We start from the raw sequence: 17,389 nt of genomic DNA, 5'->3' as shown, positions 1-17,389 counted from the left end.
CGCGCGGCGATTGTCGCTGATGACCGCCCTTGCAGGCATTTACACCAAGAGAGAGAAGGGTCACGCAGAGAGGCATGAACACGGACAGGGCGGGCGTACAGGCTCGCGATGAGCGCCGTACGCCCGCCCTTTTGTCCGTACCTGACCAGGCGGAAAAGCGGGTGCCGTGTGGCCCGCTACGAAACCACCGCCGCGTCGGGTGACTTGCTGACCCGCTCGGCGTTGTCTTCGTCCCCCACTGCGATTCCACGCCGCTTGGAGATGTACACGGCAGTCGCGATCACGGCAAGGGCGAGGACCGCGACCAGGATCCGGACGCCGAGACTCTTGTCGCTGCCGTACGAGAACTTGATGACCGCCGGCGCGATGAGCAGCGACACCAGGTTCATCACCTTCAGCAGCGGGTTGATCGCCGGGCCCGCGGTGTCCTTGAAGGGGTCGCCGACCGTGTCGCCGATCACCGTCGCGGCATGCGCGTCGCTGCCCTTGCCGCCGTGGTGCCCGTCCTCGACGAGCTTCTTGGCGTTGTCCCAGGCGCCGCCCGAGTTGGCCAGGAAGACCGCCATCAGCGTGCCGGTGCCGATCGCGCCCGCGAGGTACGCGCCGAGCGCACCGACGCCCAGCGTGAAGCCGAGGGCGATGGGCGCCATGACTGCGAGCAGACCGGGGGTGGCCAGTTCCCTGAGGGCGTCCTTGGTGCAGATGTCCACGACCCTGCCGTACTCCGGCTTCTCCGTGTAGTCCATGATCCCGGGCTTCTCACGGAACTGCCGTCGCACCTCGTAGACCACCGCCCCGGCGGACCGCGACACGGCGTTGATCGCCAGCCCCGAGAAGAGGAAGACGACCGCCGCGCCCACGATGAGGCCGACCAGGTTGTTGGGCTGCGAGATGTCCATGACCAGGCTCATCGGTCCGCCGTCGCCGACCTTTGCGCCCACGTCCTGTGCGGCCGTGGTGATCGCGTCGCGGTACGAGCCGAAGAGCGCCGAGGCCGCGAGAACGGCGGTGGCGATGGCGATGCCCTTGGTGATCGCCTTGGTCGTGTTGCCCACGGCGTCCAGGTCGGTGAGCACCTGCGCGCCCGCGCCCTCGACATCGCCGGACATCTCGGCGATGCCCTGGGCGTTGTCGGAGACCGGCCCGAAGGTGTCCATGGCGACGATCACGCCGACCGTGGTGAGCAGACCCGTGCCGGCCAGCGCCACCGCGAACAACGCGAGCATGATCGACGTGCCGCCCAGCAGGAACGCTCCGTACACGCCGAGCCCGATCAGCAGCGCCGTGTAGACGGCCGATTCCAGGCCGAGGGAGATTCCGGCGAGGACGACGGTCGCGGGTCCGGTCAGCGAGGTCTTTCCGATGTCCCGCACCGGGCGGCGGGTGGTCTCGGTGAAGTAGCCGGTCAGCTGCTGGATCAGCGCGGCGAGCACGATGCCGATGGCCACCGCGACGAGCGCGAGGATCCGCGGGTCGCCGTCCTTGGCCCGGATCGCCGCGTCGGAGATGCCCTTGAGGGCGGCGTACGACGACGGCAGATAGGAGTAGACGGCCGCGGCGACCAGCGCCAGCGAGATCACCGCCGAGATGAAGAAGCCCCGGTTGATCGCGGACATGCCGCTGCGGTCGGCGCGCCGCGGCGCCACCGCGAAGATTCCGATCATCGCGGTCACGACCCCGATCGCGGGCACGATCAGCGGGAACGCCAGCCCCGAGTTGCCGAACGCGGCCTTGCCGAGGATCAGCGCGGCCACCAGCGTCACGGCGTACGACTCGAAGAGGTCGGCCGCCATGCCCGCACAGTCGCCGACGTTGTCGCCCACGTTGTCGGCGATGGTCGCGGCATTACGCGGGTCGTCCTCCGGAATGCCCTGCTCGACCTTGCCGACCAGGTCGGCGCCGACGTCGGCGGCCTTGGTGAAGATTCCGCCGCCGACACGCATGAACATGGCGATCAGGGCCGCGCCGAGACCGAAGCCCTCCAGGACCTTCGGGGCGTTCGCCGCGTACACCAGCACCACGCAGGAGGCGCCCAGCAGACCGAGCCCCACCGTGAACATGCCGACGACGCCACCCGTGCGGAAAGCGATCTTCATGGCTCGGTGCGAAACGGTGGTGAGGTCCTTCTCGGGCTCGCCCTTCGCCGGGGTCGCCTCGCGTGCCGCGGCCGCGACCCGCACATTGCTGCGTACGGCGAGCCACATGCCGATATAGCCGGTGGCCGCCGAGAACGCCGCACCGATCAGGAAGAACACCGACCGTCCGGCACGCTGATTCCAGTCGTCCGCGGGCAGCAGCATGAGCAGGAAGAACACGACCACGGCGAATACGCCGAGCGTGCGCAGCTGCCGGGCCAGATAGGCGTTGGCGCCTTCCTGGACCGCCGCGGCGATCTTTTTCATGCTGTCGGTGCCCTCGCCCGCCGCGAGTACCTGGCGCACCAGAATCCCGGCGACCACGAGGGCCGCGAGGGCGACCACGCCGATCGCGATCACGATCAGGCGGTTGCTGTCGGTCAGTACGGCCGCTGCGAGGGTTGTGGGATGGTCAAACTGTTGAGGGGTAGAAAGCCCCGCCATTCGTCCTCCTTGACGCTTGGGCTGAGCTCAAGATGTGGACGGATTGTAGGTACCGGGACCTGATCAAAACAGTGCACGGCAAGCGGAATTGGCCTTCACGTGCTCTTCAGTAAAAGATCGCACGTGAGACACAGAACCCGAAAGAGGTAATGCCCCAAAAGCATTGACTGGATCAGCGCTTGATCAAATTATCGCGCGATTGATCGTGAAGGAATTCACGAATGGCGGGCGCGACTGTACAAAAACAAGGGCCCTGCACACGGCAGGGCCCTTGAAACGTAACGACTGCTACGGGAAGAGGGAGACGTGCGAGACCTGTCAGGCCGGGAGCGTGGCGGGCGGCGTGGTCGGCCAGCTCATCCTGATCAGTCCGCCGTTCTCCCCGGTGGAGACCTCGACGTCGTCCACGAGGCCGCTGATGACCGCGAGGCCCATCTCGTCCTCCTCGGCCTCGGCGTCGTCGACGGCACCGGACCCGCCGGACGCCTTGTCGCCGGGCACCAGGTGGGGCGCCTCGTCACCGACCTCGATGGAGAACTGCTTCTCCTCCTCGGTCAGCAGCACCCGCACCGGCGCCGAGACGCCGTTGCTCTGGTGCAGTCCGACGGCCCGGGTGCAGGCCTCGCCGACGGCGAGCCTGACCTCGTCGAGTACGGCCTCCTCCACTCCGGCCCTGCGCGCCACCGCTGCCGCCACCAGACGGGCGGTCCTGACGTGCTCGGGCAGCGCGCTGAAGCGGAGTTCAACGGTGGCCATGCATCCCCCTCGGAACTCGGGCGTGCGATCAGGGGGCCGGGCCAACAGGGCCCGGTCCCCCGCTCTTGCTTCAGCCGTCCGGGCTGCGGCCCGGAAGCGGGTCAGTCGGTGGCCGCTACCGCTTCCTCGACCGAGGTGTGGATCGGGAACACCTTGGTGAGACCGGTGATGCGGAAGATCTTGAGAATGCGCTCCTGGTTGCACACCAGGCGCAGGGAGCCCTCATGGGCCCGCACACGCTTCAAGCCGCCCACCAGCACGCCGAGCCCGGTGGAGTCGAGGAAGTCGACGCCCTCCATGTCGACGACGAGGTGGAAATTCCCGTCGTTCACCAGCTCGACCAGCTGCTCGCGCAGCTTGGGCGCGGTATATACGTCGATTTCGCCACCGACCTCGACGACCGTACGATCGCCGACGGTACGGGTCGACAGGGACAGGTCCACGGATCCTCCAGCACCTTGCTATCGAGCGGTCGCCCCACGGGACACCTCGGCAGAGCCCCAGGACGGTTCGCCAGCCGCGATGGCATTCAATCACTTACCGGCAGGCGTGCACGACGCCTTGGGCCCATTGTCCGTCACGCCAGTGACACACTCGGTGCCGATGGCCAAGAATCACCGATCCGATCGACCCCCGACAGACCCCGTGTCCCGCCTCGCGCCGGCCACGGTGCTGGACCGGCTCGCCTCGGGGCCGAGCCGGGCTTCGCGCATCACTCATACGGAGCACTTGCCCCCGCGAGAGGGCCGCCATGCCGTCTGGCCGGACCGGATCCGCACGGAGGTGGTCGCAGCCGTGCGGGACGCGGGCATCGAGCACCCCTGGGCCCACCAGATGCTCGCCGCCGAGCACGCCCTGGACGGCGATTCGGTGGTCGTCGCCACGGGCACCGCGTCGGGCAAGTCGCTCGCCTACCTCGTCCCGGTGCTGTCCTGTCTGCTGGACGGCGCCGAGGCCCCGAACGGGCGGGGCGCGACCGCCCTCTATCTGGCCCCCACCAAAGCTCTCGCGGCAGATCAGTGCCGGTCCGTGAAGGAACTTTCACAACCTCTGGGCACGGCGGTCCGCCCCGCGGTGTACGACGGCGACACGCCCCCCGAGGAACGCGAATGGGTGCGTCAGTACGCCAACTACGTCCTCACCAATCCCGACATGCTGCACCGCGGCATATTGCCCTCGCATCCGCGTTGGTCCTCCTTCCTGCGTGCCCTGAAGTACGTCGTCATCGACGAGTGCCACACCTATCGCGGCGTCTTCGGCTCCCATGTCGCCCAGGTCCTGCGCCGCCTGCGCCGCCTGTGCGCCCGCTACGGCTCCTCCCCCGTGTTCCTGCTGGCCTCCGCGACCGCCGCCGAGCCCTCGGTGGCCGCCCGCCGCCTCACCGGCCTCCCGGTCGTCGAGGTCGCGGACGACGCCTCCCCGCGCGGCGAGCTGGTCTTCGCCCTCTGGGAGCCCCCGCTGACCGAGCTCCACGGCGAGAAAGGTGCACCCGTTCGGCGTACCGCGACCGCCGAGACGGCCGATCTGCTGACCGACCTGACCGTGCAGGGCGTGCGCTCGGTCGCCTTCGTCCGCTCCCGCCGCGGCGCCGAACTGATCTCGGTGATCACGCAGGAGCGTCTGGCCGAGGTGGACCGCTCCCTGGCCCGGCGCGTGGCCGCATACCGCGGTGGCTACCTTCCGGAGGAACGCCGCGCCCTCGAGCGCGCCCTCCACTCCGGAGAGCTCCTCGGCCTCGCCGCCACCACCGCTCTCGAACTCGGTGTCGACATCTCCGGCCTGGACGCCGTCCTCATCGCCGGCTACCCGGGGACGCGGGCGTCCCTGTGGCAGCAGGCGGGCCGTGCCGGCCGATCCGGCCAGGGCGCCCTCGCGGTCCTCGTCGCCCGGGACGACCCGCTGGACACGTTCCTCGTCCACCATCCCGAGGCCCTCTTCGACCAGCCGGTGGAGTCCACGGTCCTCGACCCGGACAACCCGTACGTCCTGGCCCCGCACCTGTGCGCGGCGGCCGCCGAGTCCCCGCTGACGGAGGAGGACCTGGAGCTGTTCGGCCCCGCGTGCGCCGAGCTGCTGCCGCAGCTGGAGGCGGCGAAACTGCTGCGCCGCCGCACGAAGGCCTGGCACTGGACACGCCGGGAGCGGGCCGCCGACCTCGCGGACATCCGCGGGGAGGGCGGGCGTCCGATCCAGGTCGTCGAGGCCGGCACCGGGCGGCTGCTCGGCACGGTCGACGCGGGCGCTGCGCACACCACGGTGCACGAGGGCGCCGTCCATCTGCACCAGGGCCGGACCTATCTGGTGCGGTCACTCGAGCTGGAGGACTCCGTCGCCCTGGTCGAGGAGGCCAACCCGCCGTATTCGACGGTCGCCCGCGACACGACGGCCATCTCCGTCCTGGAGACGGACCTCGAGGTCCCCTGGGGCGAGGGCCGGCTCTGCTACGGCTCCGTCGAGGTCACCAACCAGGTCGTCTCCTTCCTGCGCCGACGTCTCATCACCGGCGAGGTGCTGGGCGAGACGAAACTCGACCTCCCTCCTCGTACGCTGCGCACCCGCGCCGTGTGGTGGACGGTCACCGAGGACCAGCTGGACGAGGCCCGGATCAGCCCGGAGATCCTCGGCGGGGCCCTGCACGCCGCCGAACACGCCTCGATCGGCATGCTCCCGCTCTTCGCCACCTGCGACCGCTGGGACATCGGGGGTGTGTCCGTCCCTCTCCATCCGGACACCCTGCTGCCCACGGTGTTCGTGTACGACGGACACCCGGGCGGCGCGGGCTTCGCGGAGCGGGCCTTCCGCACGGCCCGCTCCTGGCTGACCGCCACCCGCCAGGCCATCGCGTCCTGCGAGTGCGAGGCCGGCTGCCCGTCCTGCATCCAGTCCCCCAAGTGCGGCAACGGCAACGACCCGCTGCACAAGAGGGGCGCCGTGCGCCTCCTCACGGTGCTGCTGCGGGGGGCGCCGCAGGAGACGGAGGGCGAGGCGGAAGCTCCGGCGAAGGCGGAGGGCGAGGCCCGGGCCTAGGACGGTCGCGACGGGGCTGCCGGTGGTCCCGGGAGCCCATCCGGCACCGCCGCTTCCGCCGGTCCCGCCCTCGCCCTCACCTCGGCGGTGAAGGGACCCGAGACCGATGCCACCGTGACATCGGAGACCTCCCCCGCGACGACACACCGCACGAGTCGACCCCCCTGGGTTCCCGCCACGCGACCTGCCCTGGTACATGCCGCCTCATCTCCCTCCGTCCAGTGGTCGGCGGCCGCCAGCGCGGCCAGGTCGGCCGCGGCGGCCGCACGATGGCGGACCAGCACGGCCTCCCCCTGCGCCAGCAGTACGCCGAAGACGGCACAGAGGGCGCCGGTCAGACACACGGCCCAGACGGTCGCCGAACCGCGGTCCGAAGTGCCGGAACCGCGGTCCGAGGGGACATCCGCCGAGCGCGCCCTTCGGACGCTCTCCGCATGGGCGTTCAGTACGGCGAGCAGCCCGGACAGGGAGCGAGCGCCGCCGAACCGGCGGTCACCGAGGCGGCTCACCGATTCACCCCCACGGTCTCCTCCGCCGACGCCACGGCTTCGTGGCGCAGTTCGAGCGTCAGGGCCCTCGGGCCCGGCGGGTGGGCGACGACCAACACGTGCACCGTGTCGCCCTCCCGGCTCACCGTGACTCCGGCTCCGTCCGGCGCGGCCTGTCGAGCCACTCTCCGCACCACGTCGGCGGGCTCCTGCCGGGCCGCGGCCCGGGCCCCGGCCCGAGCCGCGTCCACGCACTCGATCTCCGCGGACGCGGCCAGCAGGGCCCACAGAAGGGCCGTCGCGAAGAGAACCAGGGCGGGGAGGACGACCGCCGTCTCCGCCGTCACGAATCCTCGGTCCTGACGGCGGCCTCCTCCCCGGCACACCGGCGACCCGTCACATCCGGACACTGAGCGCCCGCTTCACGATGTCCTGCAGCTCCGAGCTGACCTGCCCGCTCGTCAGCACCTTGTAGAGAACCGCCGCGAAGGCCACCGCGGCGATGATCCCCACCGCGTACTCGGACGTGACCATGCCCGCATCCCCGCGCACCGCCGGCCGTACCCGGCGCACCAGCGCACGCATCCGAGCCCGTACCCGTACCACCTTGCTCATGCCAACCCCCGTCGGTTGCTCAGCCGTTGTCGTTCCGTTGATCCGTTCGATCGAGCCGTGCGACTCCGTACGATCGCCACGCACCGCTCTCAGCTCTCCACCCACCCACCCGCCGCTCTCCGCCGGCATAGCCCCCCTCGTCAGCGGCCACCTCCTCCCAGGAGCCCGCCTGCGAGCCCGATCACCACGGGCAGCACCCCGACCGCGATGAAGGCGGGCAGGAAGCACAGCCCCACCGGGGCGGTGACCAGGACGCCCGCCCGGCGCGCACGAGCCGTCGCGGTACGGCCCCACTCGGCGCGGGCCTCCGTGGCCAGGCGCCCGACCGACGCGGCCGCCGGCAGGCCGGAGTCCCCCGCCCGTTCCAGGAGTCGGGCCAGTGCCGCGGCACCGGGGAGGGAGGCGAGCCGCCGCCAGGCGTCGGCCGGTTCACCACCCAGCCGCATCTCGGCCGCACCCCGCTCCAGCCGCTCCCCGACCGGCCCCCGCAGCGCCTGGCCCACGGCCTGAGCGGCCGCCACGGGGCCCGCACCGGCCGCGATGCACGCCGCCAGCAGATCGGCTGCCAGCGGCAGTTGGCGGGCCGCCACGCCGGTGTCGTAGTCCTGGGCGAGACGGTCGCGCTCCTGCCTGGCTCGCCAGCGCACGACGCCCACTCCGGTGACCAGTCCGAGCGCCGCCCCGCCCAGCCCTCCGACGAGCAGCCAGCCGGCGCACAACGCGCCCAGGGCCGGCAGCCACCGTCGCGGGGCGCCCCGCAGCAGCCGCAGCCCGATGCCCCGCCGTTCAGGGGGTGCGCCGCGCGCCCGTCCTCTTCGCTTCTCCGGCTCCACGGATGCGTCGTCCCGGGCCAGCAGCGCAGCCAGCCGTCGCCGCGCCCTCCGCTCGTGTCGCGTGGCGGCGAGGAGCCACACCGACCACCCCAGCGCCGGGACTCCACACAGCGCCCACAGCCTGTGGACAACTCCGGTGCTCATGCCGCCTCCGCCCCACGCACGATCCGCAGCGCCCACCACATCCCCGCGCCCTCCAGCACGCCGCCGGTCACGAGACAGGCCAGTCCGGCTCCGGTGTGCAACAGCACGTGCAGCGGGTGGGCACCCAGTGCGGTGCCCAGCAGCAGGCCGAGGACCGGCAGCCCCGCGAGCAGGACCACCGTCGACCGGGCGCCCGCCAACTGAGCGTGGAGATCAGCACGTTGATTGCGTTCGGCGCGCAGGGCCGCCTCCAGCCGGTCGAGTCCGGCCGCCAGGCCGGCACCCCGGTCCACGGCCACCCGCCAGCAGGCCGCGAGCCCCGACAAGCCGTCGGCCCCCGGCTGCCGTGCCGCGACCGCGAGCGCACCCGGCACATCCCCACCGAACCGGGCCGCCGCCAGCACGGCCGCGTGGGCCTCGCCGAGCCCGCCCGAGTCGCGCGCGGCCCGCAACAGCGCCTCACCCGGCTGGCACCCCGCGCGCACCTCCCCGGCGAGCGACGCGCAGAGCGCGATCACGGCCTCCCCGCGGCCGTCCCGCACCCGTCGCGCCTCCCGCGCCAGCCGCACCCTGCGCAGGACGGGCACGCCCACGGCCCCCAGCAGCAGAGGCAGCACGGACGCGCCGAGCACCCCGACGAGCGCCCCCACGGCAAGCGCCCACCATTCGGCCGTCAGTCTCCGCACCCGGCCGAGGAACCGCTTCCAGAGCGGCGGGCCCACCCCCGCCGCCGCGCCACCGCCCGCGAACAGCAGCCGGGCGCGATGCGCCCCCGTGTTCGGGCGCCTCATCATCCAGGCCGCCGCGCCGGCACACACCAGTCCCGCACCGACCGACATCTGACCGATCCCCATCACAACCACGCACTCCCGTCACCCTCATCGCCTTGATCGCTTTCCTCGCCCGGATCGCCTGCGCCACTTCCGTCGCTCCCGTTCCGCAGCAGCTCCCGCAGCCGCCCCCACCCGCGCTCGGGCATGAACGCCTCCGGTCCCCACCGCAACGCCGGCACCGTCACCACCAGCCCCGACGCGTCCCGCTCCAGCACATGCACCTCCGCGATCCGACGGCGTCCCGTCCGGTCGCGCACGAGGTGGAGGACCACCGACAGGGCGGCCGCCAGCTGGCTGTGCAGCGCGGCCCGGTCCAGGCCCGCGGCGGTGCCGAGCGCCTCCAGCCGAGCGGGCACCTGCGCCGCCGCGTTCGCGTGGAGCGTCCCGCAGCCGCCCGGGTGCCTCTCCTAACCCTCCACAGGGTGAGGGAGCGTCTGCGCCCCAGGGATAACCATGAGGAAACCAACCGTCGTCATCTACGACCGACTCTCCCGCCTGTTCGCCGAGGAAGCCCCGGACCACCGAATTGCCGCCTGTAAGGCATACGCCGAATCGCAGGGGTGGGAAGTGGTGCACGTCGCCACGGACACAAACGTCAGCGGAGCAAGCCGACTCGAAGACCGGCCCGGAATGCGCGAGGTTCTTTCCTGGCTTCCGCGCGCTGATTATGTCCTCGCCGCAAAGCTGGACCGATACGCTCGCAGCGTCCTGGAGTTTCAGCGGCTGCTGAAGACTGCGGAGAGCACGCAAACCACGATCGTCACGGCCGATGGTGTTCTAGCTCCGCAAACGTCCCGGCTTATCGTCAACGTTCTTGCCTCGTTCGCTGAGTACGAGCGAGACATGATTAAGGCCCGCATCACGGCGAGCAAGGAACACTTTCGCACTCGCGGAAACCACTTGGGCGGACTGGCGCCATATGGCTACGCCGTAAGCGGACCCGTGAACGACAAGCGCTGGGTAATCGACGAGTCAGCGGCAGCGATCATCCGCGATTGCGCAGACAAGCTCATCAATCACGGCGCGTCGCTGACTGGACTTGCCCGCGACCTTACTGCGCGCGGAATCCTGCCCCCGGCGGAGCATGCCCGGCAACGCGCGGGACGTAAGCTGCGCGGCAGCAAGCAATGGCACTCCACCACACTGCGGGATGTGCTGTATACGCCCGCTGTCCGGGGATGGCTCGTTCAATCCGTGCCCGGTACAAAGCGTGGCGCCATCACGAACCAGCCGGTATTGGATGCTGAGGGCAAGCCGGTCTCAGCGGGACCGGAAATTCTCAGCGCTGAAACCTGGTCCGCTGTGCGCGCCATTCTCGACGGTAAGGCCAGGGGGCGTGGCAGTGATCGCACGGGTAAGGCGGTGCTGCTGCACATTGCTCGTTGCTCGGAGTGCGACGGGCCCCTGTACCGGCAGCGGCGAGAGGTGAAGGGCAAGGATTACTCCACGTATGTCTGTCGAGCGGGTGTGGGCAAGCGGGGAATTCACCGGCCGAACGTCATCATTGCCCGGAATCTCGAAGAGTTGGTGACCGCCGACTATTTGAAGCGGTTTGGCAGCCTGGCACTTATGCGCTGGGCTGAGCCGGACGGCAGCGCGGTACTCCAACTCTCCGAAGTAACGGAGCAGATTGAACGGCTGGCGGGAAACCTCGCGGGTCTCACCCCGAACGGCACTGCGGCACGGGCGGTCATCGGCCAACTCACGGCGCTGGAAAAGCGACAGGCAGAACTACAGGAGGAATCCGCACACGCTAAAGGCCGTTGGGTGGACGCTGGCGGCACCGTGGCCGACGAATGGGAGCGGCGCGACGAGGAAGGGCGGCGGGGCTTGCTGGCCGACTTGGGAACGCGCGTGGTGGTGCGTCCGGCAACTCCCGGCGCCCCTAAGCGATTCGACCCATCACGGATATCCGTTGAATTCGAGGGTCCGGCGTGGTGGCGCGATGACCCGGCGGCAGGTGCGCTTGCTGGCGTAGCAATGGAAGTGAGCGGCCTACTCGACTAGGCGCCCCTCTCAGCCCCGTTGGGTCCTCCGGGCCCGGCGGGGCTTTCCCATGCCCTCTGCGCCCCACTGAGCCCCCTTACAGCCCCGGATGGACCTTGGCCGCCGTCCGGGGCTTCCTGCGCCCTCAGACGGCCGCACAGCGCTTCAGCGCACCAGGGAGCGTCTGTGTCCCCTCAGAGTCGTACGGCACCAACCAGCGAGGGAGAGACGATGGGTGCTAACGACTTGAACGCACTGCGGACGCTGGTCCGGATTCTTGACGCTGCGATTGATGGCAAGCCGACCGTTCATGATCCGATGCGGATTGCTCGCAACATGGCGCGCGAGATTGACCGGCGCGAGACAAACCGACAGCGGCGAGGTGTGCGGCTCGCTGCGGCATAGCCAACCTCTTAGGGCTCTTTCTGGGACACCCCAGGAAGGGCCCTTTTTGCATGGCCCGCAACTCGCGGCTCTCCACGTTAATCCGAGGGAGCGTTTGTGACCCTCTACAGATGTGCACGGAATGGCGTGGAGTACACGCCTCAAGCGTGGAATTACACGGACCGGTGTGGGATCACACGGCACAACGTGGAATCACACGGCTCTACGTGGACCACCTTTCGTGAACGCGACAGCGCAGAAAAACCGCAAGAAAGGACCCTGTCATGGACCGGGCAACCGCCATTGAAATTAACCGCCTCCTGGACCAGGCCGAGACAATGTCTTGGGCGCTGCTCTCTAAGGACGACAGCGTCACAGAGCTGTGGGACACGATCTTGCAGATAAAGGTGCTGGTCAGCGGCCAGGTTAAGGGCCGCGACTGCGGAAATTCGGACTGCTCGCAGACGGTAGTAACCAGCGCGACAGGCCGACCGGCGAAGTATTGCAGCGATGCTTGCCGCTTCCGCGCTGCCTATCTCCGGCGCCACTGAGGGACAGCGCAAGGGGCGCGAGCCTCCCGTGGAATAAAAGCCGGGGAAATTGCAAGTCCACGAAACCACTGTCTGACACCTCGTCAGACACCTTTATGTTTGCCCAGCTCAGACAGCGTGGGGTGGTGTTCTAGCTATAGAGTGGTGTTTGTTGTGTGTAATCCAATAAGACATATAGAAACCTAGCGTCTTAACGGATTGAGGACCACAAACGCCACTGCACCACCGGTCCACCACCGGGCGCCCTCTCGCGCTGTGGAGCACGCCAGCGGACCAGCCAGCCAGCGCACGGCATCCTGCCCGGCCTAAAGGTCATTGAGTGCCCCTCTCGCGGCCTCCCTGGTGAATCCCTCCGGCCAGCCTCTCAGAGCCGCTTACAGAGCCGCCTACGGCTTTCGGCGCCCACTCCCCTAGCCGCTGGCCGGTGCCACTTTCCCTATTCAGTAATGGAATAGTAATCCTTGGGCAAAGCATTTCAGCGATGCACGAACTAGGGCCCAAAAACGCACACTGCGCGGAGCACTTGGGCCCCTCTACATATGAGGGTGCGCACCGCTCGCCCTGGGAGAGACGCCTAAAGGCTTCCATTTCCCAGGGCTAGAGCACTGCCCACCCAACAGCGAGAACGGCAACCCTCGCACCATTGATCTTGCCCGGTGCAGGATTCCCCAGGTTGCCGCCAAGTGGGGAGTCCAGCACCGGGCATTTCTTTTATTCAGCTCCAATGTCGAGCAACACAGAATAAAGAGCATTCATGCCAAAAGAAGAAGAAATTGAGCGCCGTAATCACCCTCAGCCGGCGGATCTGGCCGGAAATTCGAATCCCGGTGCGCCTACTGCTGAAGCGCAGGAATACAGCGAGACGCTGCGCAAGCGACTGACGCGATACGCCCTCGCCATGCTCGATCAAATCGACAGCGACGGGGGCCCGGTTATGCCGGATGGCACTCCGCACCCGCTGTTGGATCTGGCGCTTGCCACTGTCGACAGCGGAACGGGGCTGCGACGGCTGGCTATGGAGCGGCGCCTAGGCGGGGCTGTTCTCGAATACCGCGCAAAGCGACCGGTCGCAGGGGGGTGAATCCGATAACCACTCTTGAGACTTGCACGCACGCCATGCACAGGCGCAGTGAAGAGGCTAAGAGCGACATTGCAGACGCGCTTATGCGCCGTGGCCTTTCGCGCGATGACGCCCGCACGCTGGTGGACAAGCTGAACGGCGTTACGCCTGCTGAGCACAGGGCAGCGCGAGCGGAGATTGAGTCCTCGAATTTCGACCCGCTGCCTAGTTGGCCACTCCTGCGCTGTTCTGCCTGTGAACGCTGGCTCCACGTAAGCCAGTTCACCCCAGCGCGCCGGAAGCAACGAGAGCGGCAGTACCACTACCGCTGTAAGCCGTGCCGTGCCGCTTATGAGCGTGAACTACGGCGCCGCATTGCGTAGCCGCACCGTGCGAATTCACACACTGCCGCTGGCCGTGAGGCGTACCGGCTCATTTCCGGAAAAGAGACCCCATTGAAAAAGCGCGAGATGATCGCTGACCAGCGCGCCAGAAAGGCGGATGCAATTGCCGCCATGGATGCGCTGATTTCCCGCAGCCAGCGTGAAAATCGTTCCCTTACCGATGCTGAGCGCCAGCGATTCGACGAGCTGGAGGCTGACGCCAAGGCTCACGGTGCGCGCGCTGAAGAGCTTGAAGAGCAGCAGCGCATGAACGATGCCGACGCCCCTATGGCGCTTCGCTACGCACCTGGTGCCGCCGCCCGTAACAACAACTCTGGAGCATCCATGCCTACTGCTTCCGCCCGCATCACCTCTGAGCCCGCCGTTTACCGCAAGGACAGCAAGGAAGCGAGTTTCTTCCTCGATGCCTACGCGGTGAGCAAGAACAACAGCCCGGAAGCGCGGGAGCGCCTCGACCGTAATGCGCGGCAGGTGGCCGATGTCCGGCGCCAGGAAGGCCGCGCGCTGTCCACCACGAACGGCAATGCCGGTGAGTTTGTGCCGCCCATGTGGATGGAGAAGGATTTCGTGCGGCTGGCTCGCCCGAGGCGCGTAACGGCCGATGTCGTCCAGAATTCTGCGCTGCCGCCGGGGACCGACGTTCTCAATATCCCCAAGGTGAGCACCGGTACGGCGACGGCTCTTCAGGCAACGCAGAACACCGGAATTCAGCAGACGGACATGACCACTACGTCAATCAGCTCCAACGTGCTGACCGTGGCGGGTGGCCAGACTGTTTCGCTCCAGCTCGCCGAGCAGTCTCCGCTGAATATCGACACTGTGATCCTGGGCGATCTTGCTGCGGACCTTGCTGTCAAGATTGACACTCAGGTGCTCAGCGGTAGCGGCTCCGGCGGTAACGCTACGGGCATTCTGACGCTGGCCGGTACCGGTTCCGTGTCCTTTACCGGCACTGATGGCAAGGCATTTCAGCAGGCCATTCTCAAGGCCATTGGGCAGGTTTTCGCATCCCGTTTCGAGGCGCCGGATGTTCTGATCCTGGCTCCGCGTCGCGCTGTCTGGCTTATGGCTCAGCAGGATTCGACCGGCCGTCCGCTGCTGGTGCCCGCTGACAACGGCCCGACGAATTCCATGGGCGTGCTCGCTCCGAAGCTTGCGACTGAGGGTCCTATTGGCCGCTTCTGTGGCCTGGATGTCTACGTTGACAGCAACATACCGACCAACCTCGGTGCGGGAACCAATGAGGATCGCGCCATTGTGATGCGCAGCGAGGATGTATTCCTGTGGGAGTCGACTCCGAAGTTTGAGGTTTTCCCGCAGACCTATGCGCAGCAGCTTTCGCTGTTCGCCCGCACCTATGAGTACATCAGCTTCCAGGCTGGCCGTTACCCGGGCGCTATCAGCATCCTCTCCGGCACCGGAATGAGCACCACGCTCTAAGCGCTAGCGCGCACATGAATTGGTGGCCCATCACGCAGCGAGATACCGCAGTGTGGTGGGCCGCCCTTCTTTCCGAAGGGAATCCGATGGATAACCACCTTGCCGCTATCTCAGCGCTGCGGACCATTGAGCGCGCCGTTGTTGTGCCACGTGACCCCGACGAGCGCCGGGCAGTGCTGGGCGCGTTCAAGGCGCTTTTCAGGCTGCATGCGAATTCGCACGCTGCCGATAGCGAGGCTGGTGCCCATGGCGATTAGGCGCCCGTGCCTGCGCTGTGGCCGCCTGACCACTAATGCGAGCCGCTGTGATGTGCACCATCAGGAATGGCAGCGGCAGCGTGATGCGGTGCGAGGCAGCGCCAGCCAGCGAGGCTATGACAGTGCCTACCGCAAAGCCAGAGCGGCAGTGCTGGCAGAGCACCGAGCCAAGTACGGAGACTGGTGCCCAGGGTGGGGAGGACCGGCGCACAGCGCGCAGGATCTCACCGCCGACCACATCATTCCGCTGGCCGCCGGTGGGTCGAATAGGCGGAACAATCTCAGGGTGCTGTGCCGGAGTTGCAACAGCCGCAGAGGGTCACGGCCGGACGGTTTCTCAGTGCTGTGATTACCCAGCGTAGTGAATAGCCGTGGGGCTTACGGCGAATTCTGCATATGTATGCGAGGCAGGGGGGCGGGGTCAATCTTTAGGCGCGCTAACCACCCGGACCCGGCCCCCATAGCCAGAGACACAAACTAACTCGTGAAACGAGCGAAACGGCCTCCCCGGCCAGGAAACGAGTGAATATGCGCACAGGGTCGACGGATGCCGCCGCTACTCTCGGTGACAGCGGCCGGATCATTTGGGAATCCGTAAATGCGGATTACGAGCTAAACGAATTCGAGAAAAGACAGCTACTCGAAGTTGCCCGCTGCGCCGACACGCTTGACGCGCTGGAGGCGGACATTCGAGCGAACGGCGTGATGCGGGATAACAAGCCAAATCCCGCCGTAGTGGAGGCGAGGCAGATGCGCATTGCTTTCGCCCGGCTCTGCGCTGCGCTGGCGTTGCCGGACCCGGAAGACGATGGGGTTCCCCGCTATCAGCGGCTAGGTACTCGCGGCCCGTACGCGCTGGTTTCCGGAGGCGGTAAGCGTGGCTAAAGCTAAGCGAGCTGTGAGCCGCGCTCTTTTCCGGCGGACAGCGAAGCAGTGGCGCGAGGTGCTGCCGTATGGCGGAATGGCCGACACCCTGCCGCTGCTGCCTCAGCTTGGAATTCCGTTCCTGCTGTCCCACGACATGCTCACAGCGGCGGAAGTCGACATGATCCGCGCTGTTGCCAGCGGTGAATCCTCGCACGAATACCTCACGGCCGATGCTGCACAGCGATACGCGGCGGAGCTGGCCGAATAACCAACAGACTCCGGGGAGGGCTCGCCCCGGTTGGCCGGTTGGCTCTCAGCGTTTCTCCGGCGCTGCGCTGATGAGCCGACCGGCCCTTTTCATCTCACGAAAAAGAAAAGAAAATGAAAACCGATATCATCCTTAAATGGTCGGCCCTGCTCGCCGCTATGTATCTCTCCTACAGCGCGGAATACGCCCTAGCGCTGGAGTGTGGATTCAGCCGGTGGACAGCGCCAGCCTTTCCCGTCGCACTCGACCTGTTCATGATCTGGTCTGTTCGCCAGCGCCGGGCCGTGGCCGTTTCCGTCCTGGCCGTTGTGGCGTTCAACGTGGCCGCCCATTTGCCGCTGTCCGGTCGCTGGCTGATGGCCGTAACCGTGGCCGCCGCTATTGCCGCTCCGCTCGTCGTCTGGGCAATGCATGTCCGGCCGCGCGTACGCGCTTCTGAGAGCCGTTCGGCCATTCCGGCGGACGGGAACCCCAGCGAGGCAGTCAACGGCCCGCACGTGGCCTCTGAGAGCCTTCCGGAGCCGGTATTCCCGCATGACCTCTGGCAGGACTTTGAAGACAGCGCGCCGGACACTGCCGAGAGCGTTGCCGACAATGACCGGCCAACCCCGGAAGTCATCCGTTCCGCTGTGGCCGCTCTGTCCGCCGCTGGCCAGCGAGTGACCGGCGCAGCTATCGCCCGGCATTTCGGAGTGTCCGAGAGGACTGGTCGCCGGTATCTGGCAATGGCCGGATGACATGAACCCCGCACTGGCTTTCTGCTGGTGCGGGGTTTTCTGTGTCCGGAGCACCGTTGGCACCTGAAAATTCGGGGTTTTCGCCGGCTGAGGCCCTTAAGTGCACTGACCTGCGGCTTTCCCTCGCAGCGCGTTTGCTGCTGGTTGTACGGGCGCTAAC

The 17,389-nt window shown here is 67.6% G+C and carries 18 protein-coding genes and 1 pseudogene; 9 read left to right on the top strand and 10 right to left on the bottom strand.

What is annotated here, in order from left to right; all coding sequences use genetic code 11:
- Nucleotides 1-176 precede the first annotated feature (176 nt).
- From ACFY2Z_RS26630 to bldG, 3 genes are all read right to left on the bottom strand, one after another.
- Nucleotides 177-2,579 (bottom strand): sodium-translocating pyrophosphatase, encoded by a 2,403-nt coding sequence (locus tag ACFY2Z_RS26630; RefSeq protein WP_390746616.1) that lies wholly within the window; start codon nt 2,577-2,579, stop codon nt 177-179.
- 318 nt (nt 2,580-2,897) lie between these two features.
- Nucleotides 2,898-3,335, bottom strand: a complete 438-nt coding sequence (locus tag ACFY2Z_RS26625) for an ATP-binding protein (RefSeq protein ID WP_390746615.1) — start codon at nt 3,333-3,335, stop codon at nt 2,898-2,900.
- 101 nt (nt 3,336-3,436) lie between these two features.
- A complete protein-coding gene (gene bldG, locus ACFY2Z_RS26620) occupies nt 3,437-3,778 on the bottom strand; it encodes an anti-sigma factor antagonist BldG (RefSeq protein WP_010986038.1) in 342 nt (113 codons plus the stop codon).
- A 79-nt stretch (nt 3,779-3,857) separates the two neighbouring features.
- Here bldG and ACFY2Z_RS26615 point away from each other — a divergent pair, with 79 nt between their 5' ends.
- Nucleotides 3,858-6,362, top strand: coding sequence for a DEAD/DEAH box helicase (locus ACFY2Z_RS26615; protein WP_390746614.1), 2,505 nt, complete (start codon nt 3,858-3,860; stop codon nt 6,360-6,362).
- Here the strand turns inward: ACFY2Z_RS26615 and ACFY2Z_RS26610 are convergent.
- The 6 genes and pseudogenes from ACFY2Z_RS26610 to ACFY2Z_RS26585 all read right to left on the bottom strand — a co-directional run.
- A complete protein-coding gene (locus ACFY2Z_RS26610) occupies nt 6,359-6,706 on the bottom strand; it encodes an Rv3654c family TadE-like protein (RefSeq protein WP_390746664.1) in 348 nt (115 codons plus the stop codon). The genes ACFY2Z_RS26615 and ACFY2Z_RS26610 overlap by 4 nt on opposite strands.
- 161 nt (nt 6,707-6,867) lie before the next feature.
- A complete protein-coding gene (locus ACFY2Z_RS26605) occupies nt 6,868-7,197 on the bottom strand; it encodes a TadE family type IV pilus minor pilin (RefSeq protein ID WP_390746613.1) in 330 nt (109 codons plus the stop codon).
- 49 nt (nt 7,198-7,246) lie between these two features.
- Nucleotides 7,247-7,465, bottom strand: coding sequence for a DUF4244 domain-containing protein (locus ACFY2Z_RS26600; protein WP_390746612.1), 219 nt, complete (start codon nt 7,463-7,465; stop codon nt 7,247-7,249).
- A 140-nt stretch (nt 7,466-7,605) separates the two neighbouring features.
- Nucleotides 7,606-8,442: a type II secretion system F family protein gene (locus ACFY2Z_RS26595; RefSeq protein ID WP_390746611.1), complete on the bottom strand. Its 837-nt coding sequence runs from the start codon at nt 8,440-8,442 to the stop codon at nt 7,606-7,608.
- Nucleotides 8,439-9,296 (bottom strand): type II secretion system F family protein, encoded by an 858-nt coding sequence (locus ACFY2Z_RS26590; RefSeq protein WP_390746610.1) that lies wholly within the window; start codon nt 9,294-9,296, stop codon nt 8,439-8,441. Before ACFY2Z_RS26590 ends, ACFY2Z_RS26595 begins: the two co-directional genes overlap by 4 nt.
- A pseudogene (locus ACFY2Z_RS26585) lies at nt 9,296-9,676 on the bottom strand (ATPase, T2SS/T4P/T4SS family); the annotation flags it as partial. The pseudogene ACFY2Z_RS26585 and the gene ACFY2Z_RS26590, both read right to left, overlap by 1 nt.
- Before the next feature lie 52 nt (nt 9,677-9,728).
- On the opposite strand from ACFY2Z_RS26585, the gene ACFY2Z_RS26580 reads away from it, so the two are divergent.
- From ACFY2Z_RS26580 to ACFY2Z_RS26565, 4 genes are all read left to right on the top strand, one after another.
- On the top strand, nt 9,729-11,282 hold the full coding sequence (locus ACFY2Z_RS26580; RefSeq protein ID WP_390746609.1) for a recombinase family protein: 1,554 nt from the start codon (nt 9,729-9,731) through the stop codon (nt 11,280-11,282).
- 647 nt (nt 11,283-11,929) lie between these two features.
- The gene (locus ACFY2Z_RS26575; protein ID WP_390746608.1) at nt 11,930-12,196 is read left to right on the top strand and encodes a hypothetical protein; all 267 of its coding nucleotides are present in this window, start codon (nt 11,930-11,932) and stop codon (nt 12,194-12,196) included.
- A gap of 754 nt (nt 12,197-12,950) precedes the next feature.
- Nucleotides 12,951-13,277 (top strand): hypothetical protein, encoded by a 327-nt coding sequence (locus ACFY2Z_RS26570; RefSeq protein ID WP_390746607.1) that lies wholly within the window; start codon nt 12,951-12,953, stop codon nt 13,275-13,277.
- Nucleotides 13,278-13,711: 434 nt separating this feature from the next.
- Nucleotides 13,712-15,100 carry a phage major capsid protein gene (locus tag ACFY2Z_RS26565; RefSeq protein WP_390746606.1) on the top strand — a complete coding sequence of 463 codons (1,389 nt, stop codon included), beginning with the start codon at nt 13,712-13,714 and terminating at the stop codon, nt 15,098-15,100.
- A 110-nt stretch (nt 15,101-15,210) separates the two neighbouring features.
- Here the strand turns inward: ACFY2Z_RS26565 and ACFY2Z_RS26560 are convergent, their stop codons facing one another.
- A complete protein-coding gene (locus tag ACFY2Z_RS26560; protein ID WP_390746669.1) occupies nt 15,211-15,348 on the bottom strand; it encodes a hypothetical protein in 138 nt (45 codons plus the stop codon).
- On the opposite strand from ACFY2Z_RS26560, the gene ACFY2Z_RS26555 reads away from it, so the two are divergent.
- From ACFY2Z_RS26555 to ACFY2Z_RS26540, 4 genes are all read left to right on the top strand, one after another.
- Nucleotides 15,308-15,706, top strand: a complete 399-nt coding sequence (locus ACFY2Z_RS26555; protein ID WP_390746605.1) for an HNH endonuclease — start codon at nt 15,308-15,310, stop codon at nt 15,704-15,706. The two genes, ACFY2Z_RS26560 and ACFY2Z_RS26555, sit on opposite strands and share 41 nt — an antisense overlap.
- A 179-nt stretch (nt 15,707-15,885) precedes the next feature.
- The gene (locus ACFY2Z_RS26550) at nt 15,886-16,242 is read left to right on the top strand and encodes a hypothetical protein (protein WP_390746604.1); all 357 of its coding nucleotides are present in this window, start codon (nt 15,886-15,888) and stop codon (nt 16,240-16,242) included.
- A gap of 76 nt (nt 16,243-16,318) precedes the next feature.
- A complete protein-coding gene (locus tag ACFY2Z_RS26545) occupies nt 16,319-16,492 on the top strand; it encodes a hypothetical protein (RefSeq protein WP_390746603.1) in 174 nt (57 codons plus the stop codon).
- 113 nt (nt 16,493-16,605) lie between these two features.
- Entirely contained in the window at nt 16,606-17,229 is a 624-nt protein-coding gene (locus ACFY2Z_RS26540; RefSeq protein WP_390746602.1) for a transfer protein spdA, read from the top strand.
- Nucleotides 17,230-17,389 lie beyond the last annotated feature (160 nt).

Source organism: Streptomyces sp. NPDC001222 (assembly GCF_042896945.1).
Taxonomy (GTDB): domain Bacteria; phylum Actinomycetota; class Actinomycetes; order Streptomycetales; family Streptomycetaceae; genus Streptomyces; species Streptomyces gibsoniae.
Note: the sequence above shows the minus strand (reverse complement) of the source record. Positions and strands in the feature narration are given on the sequence as shown.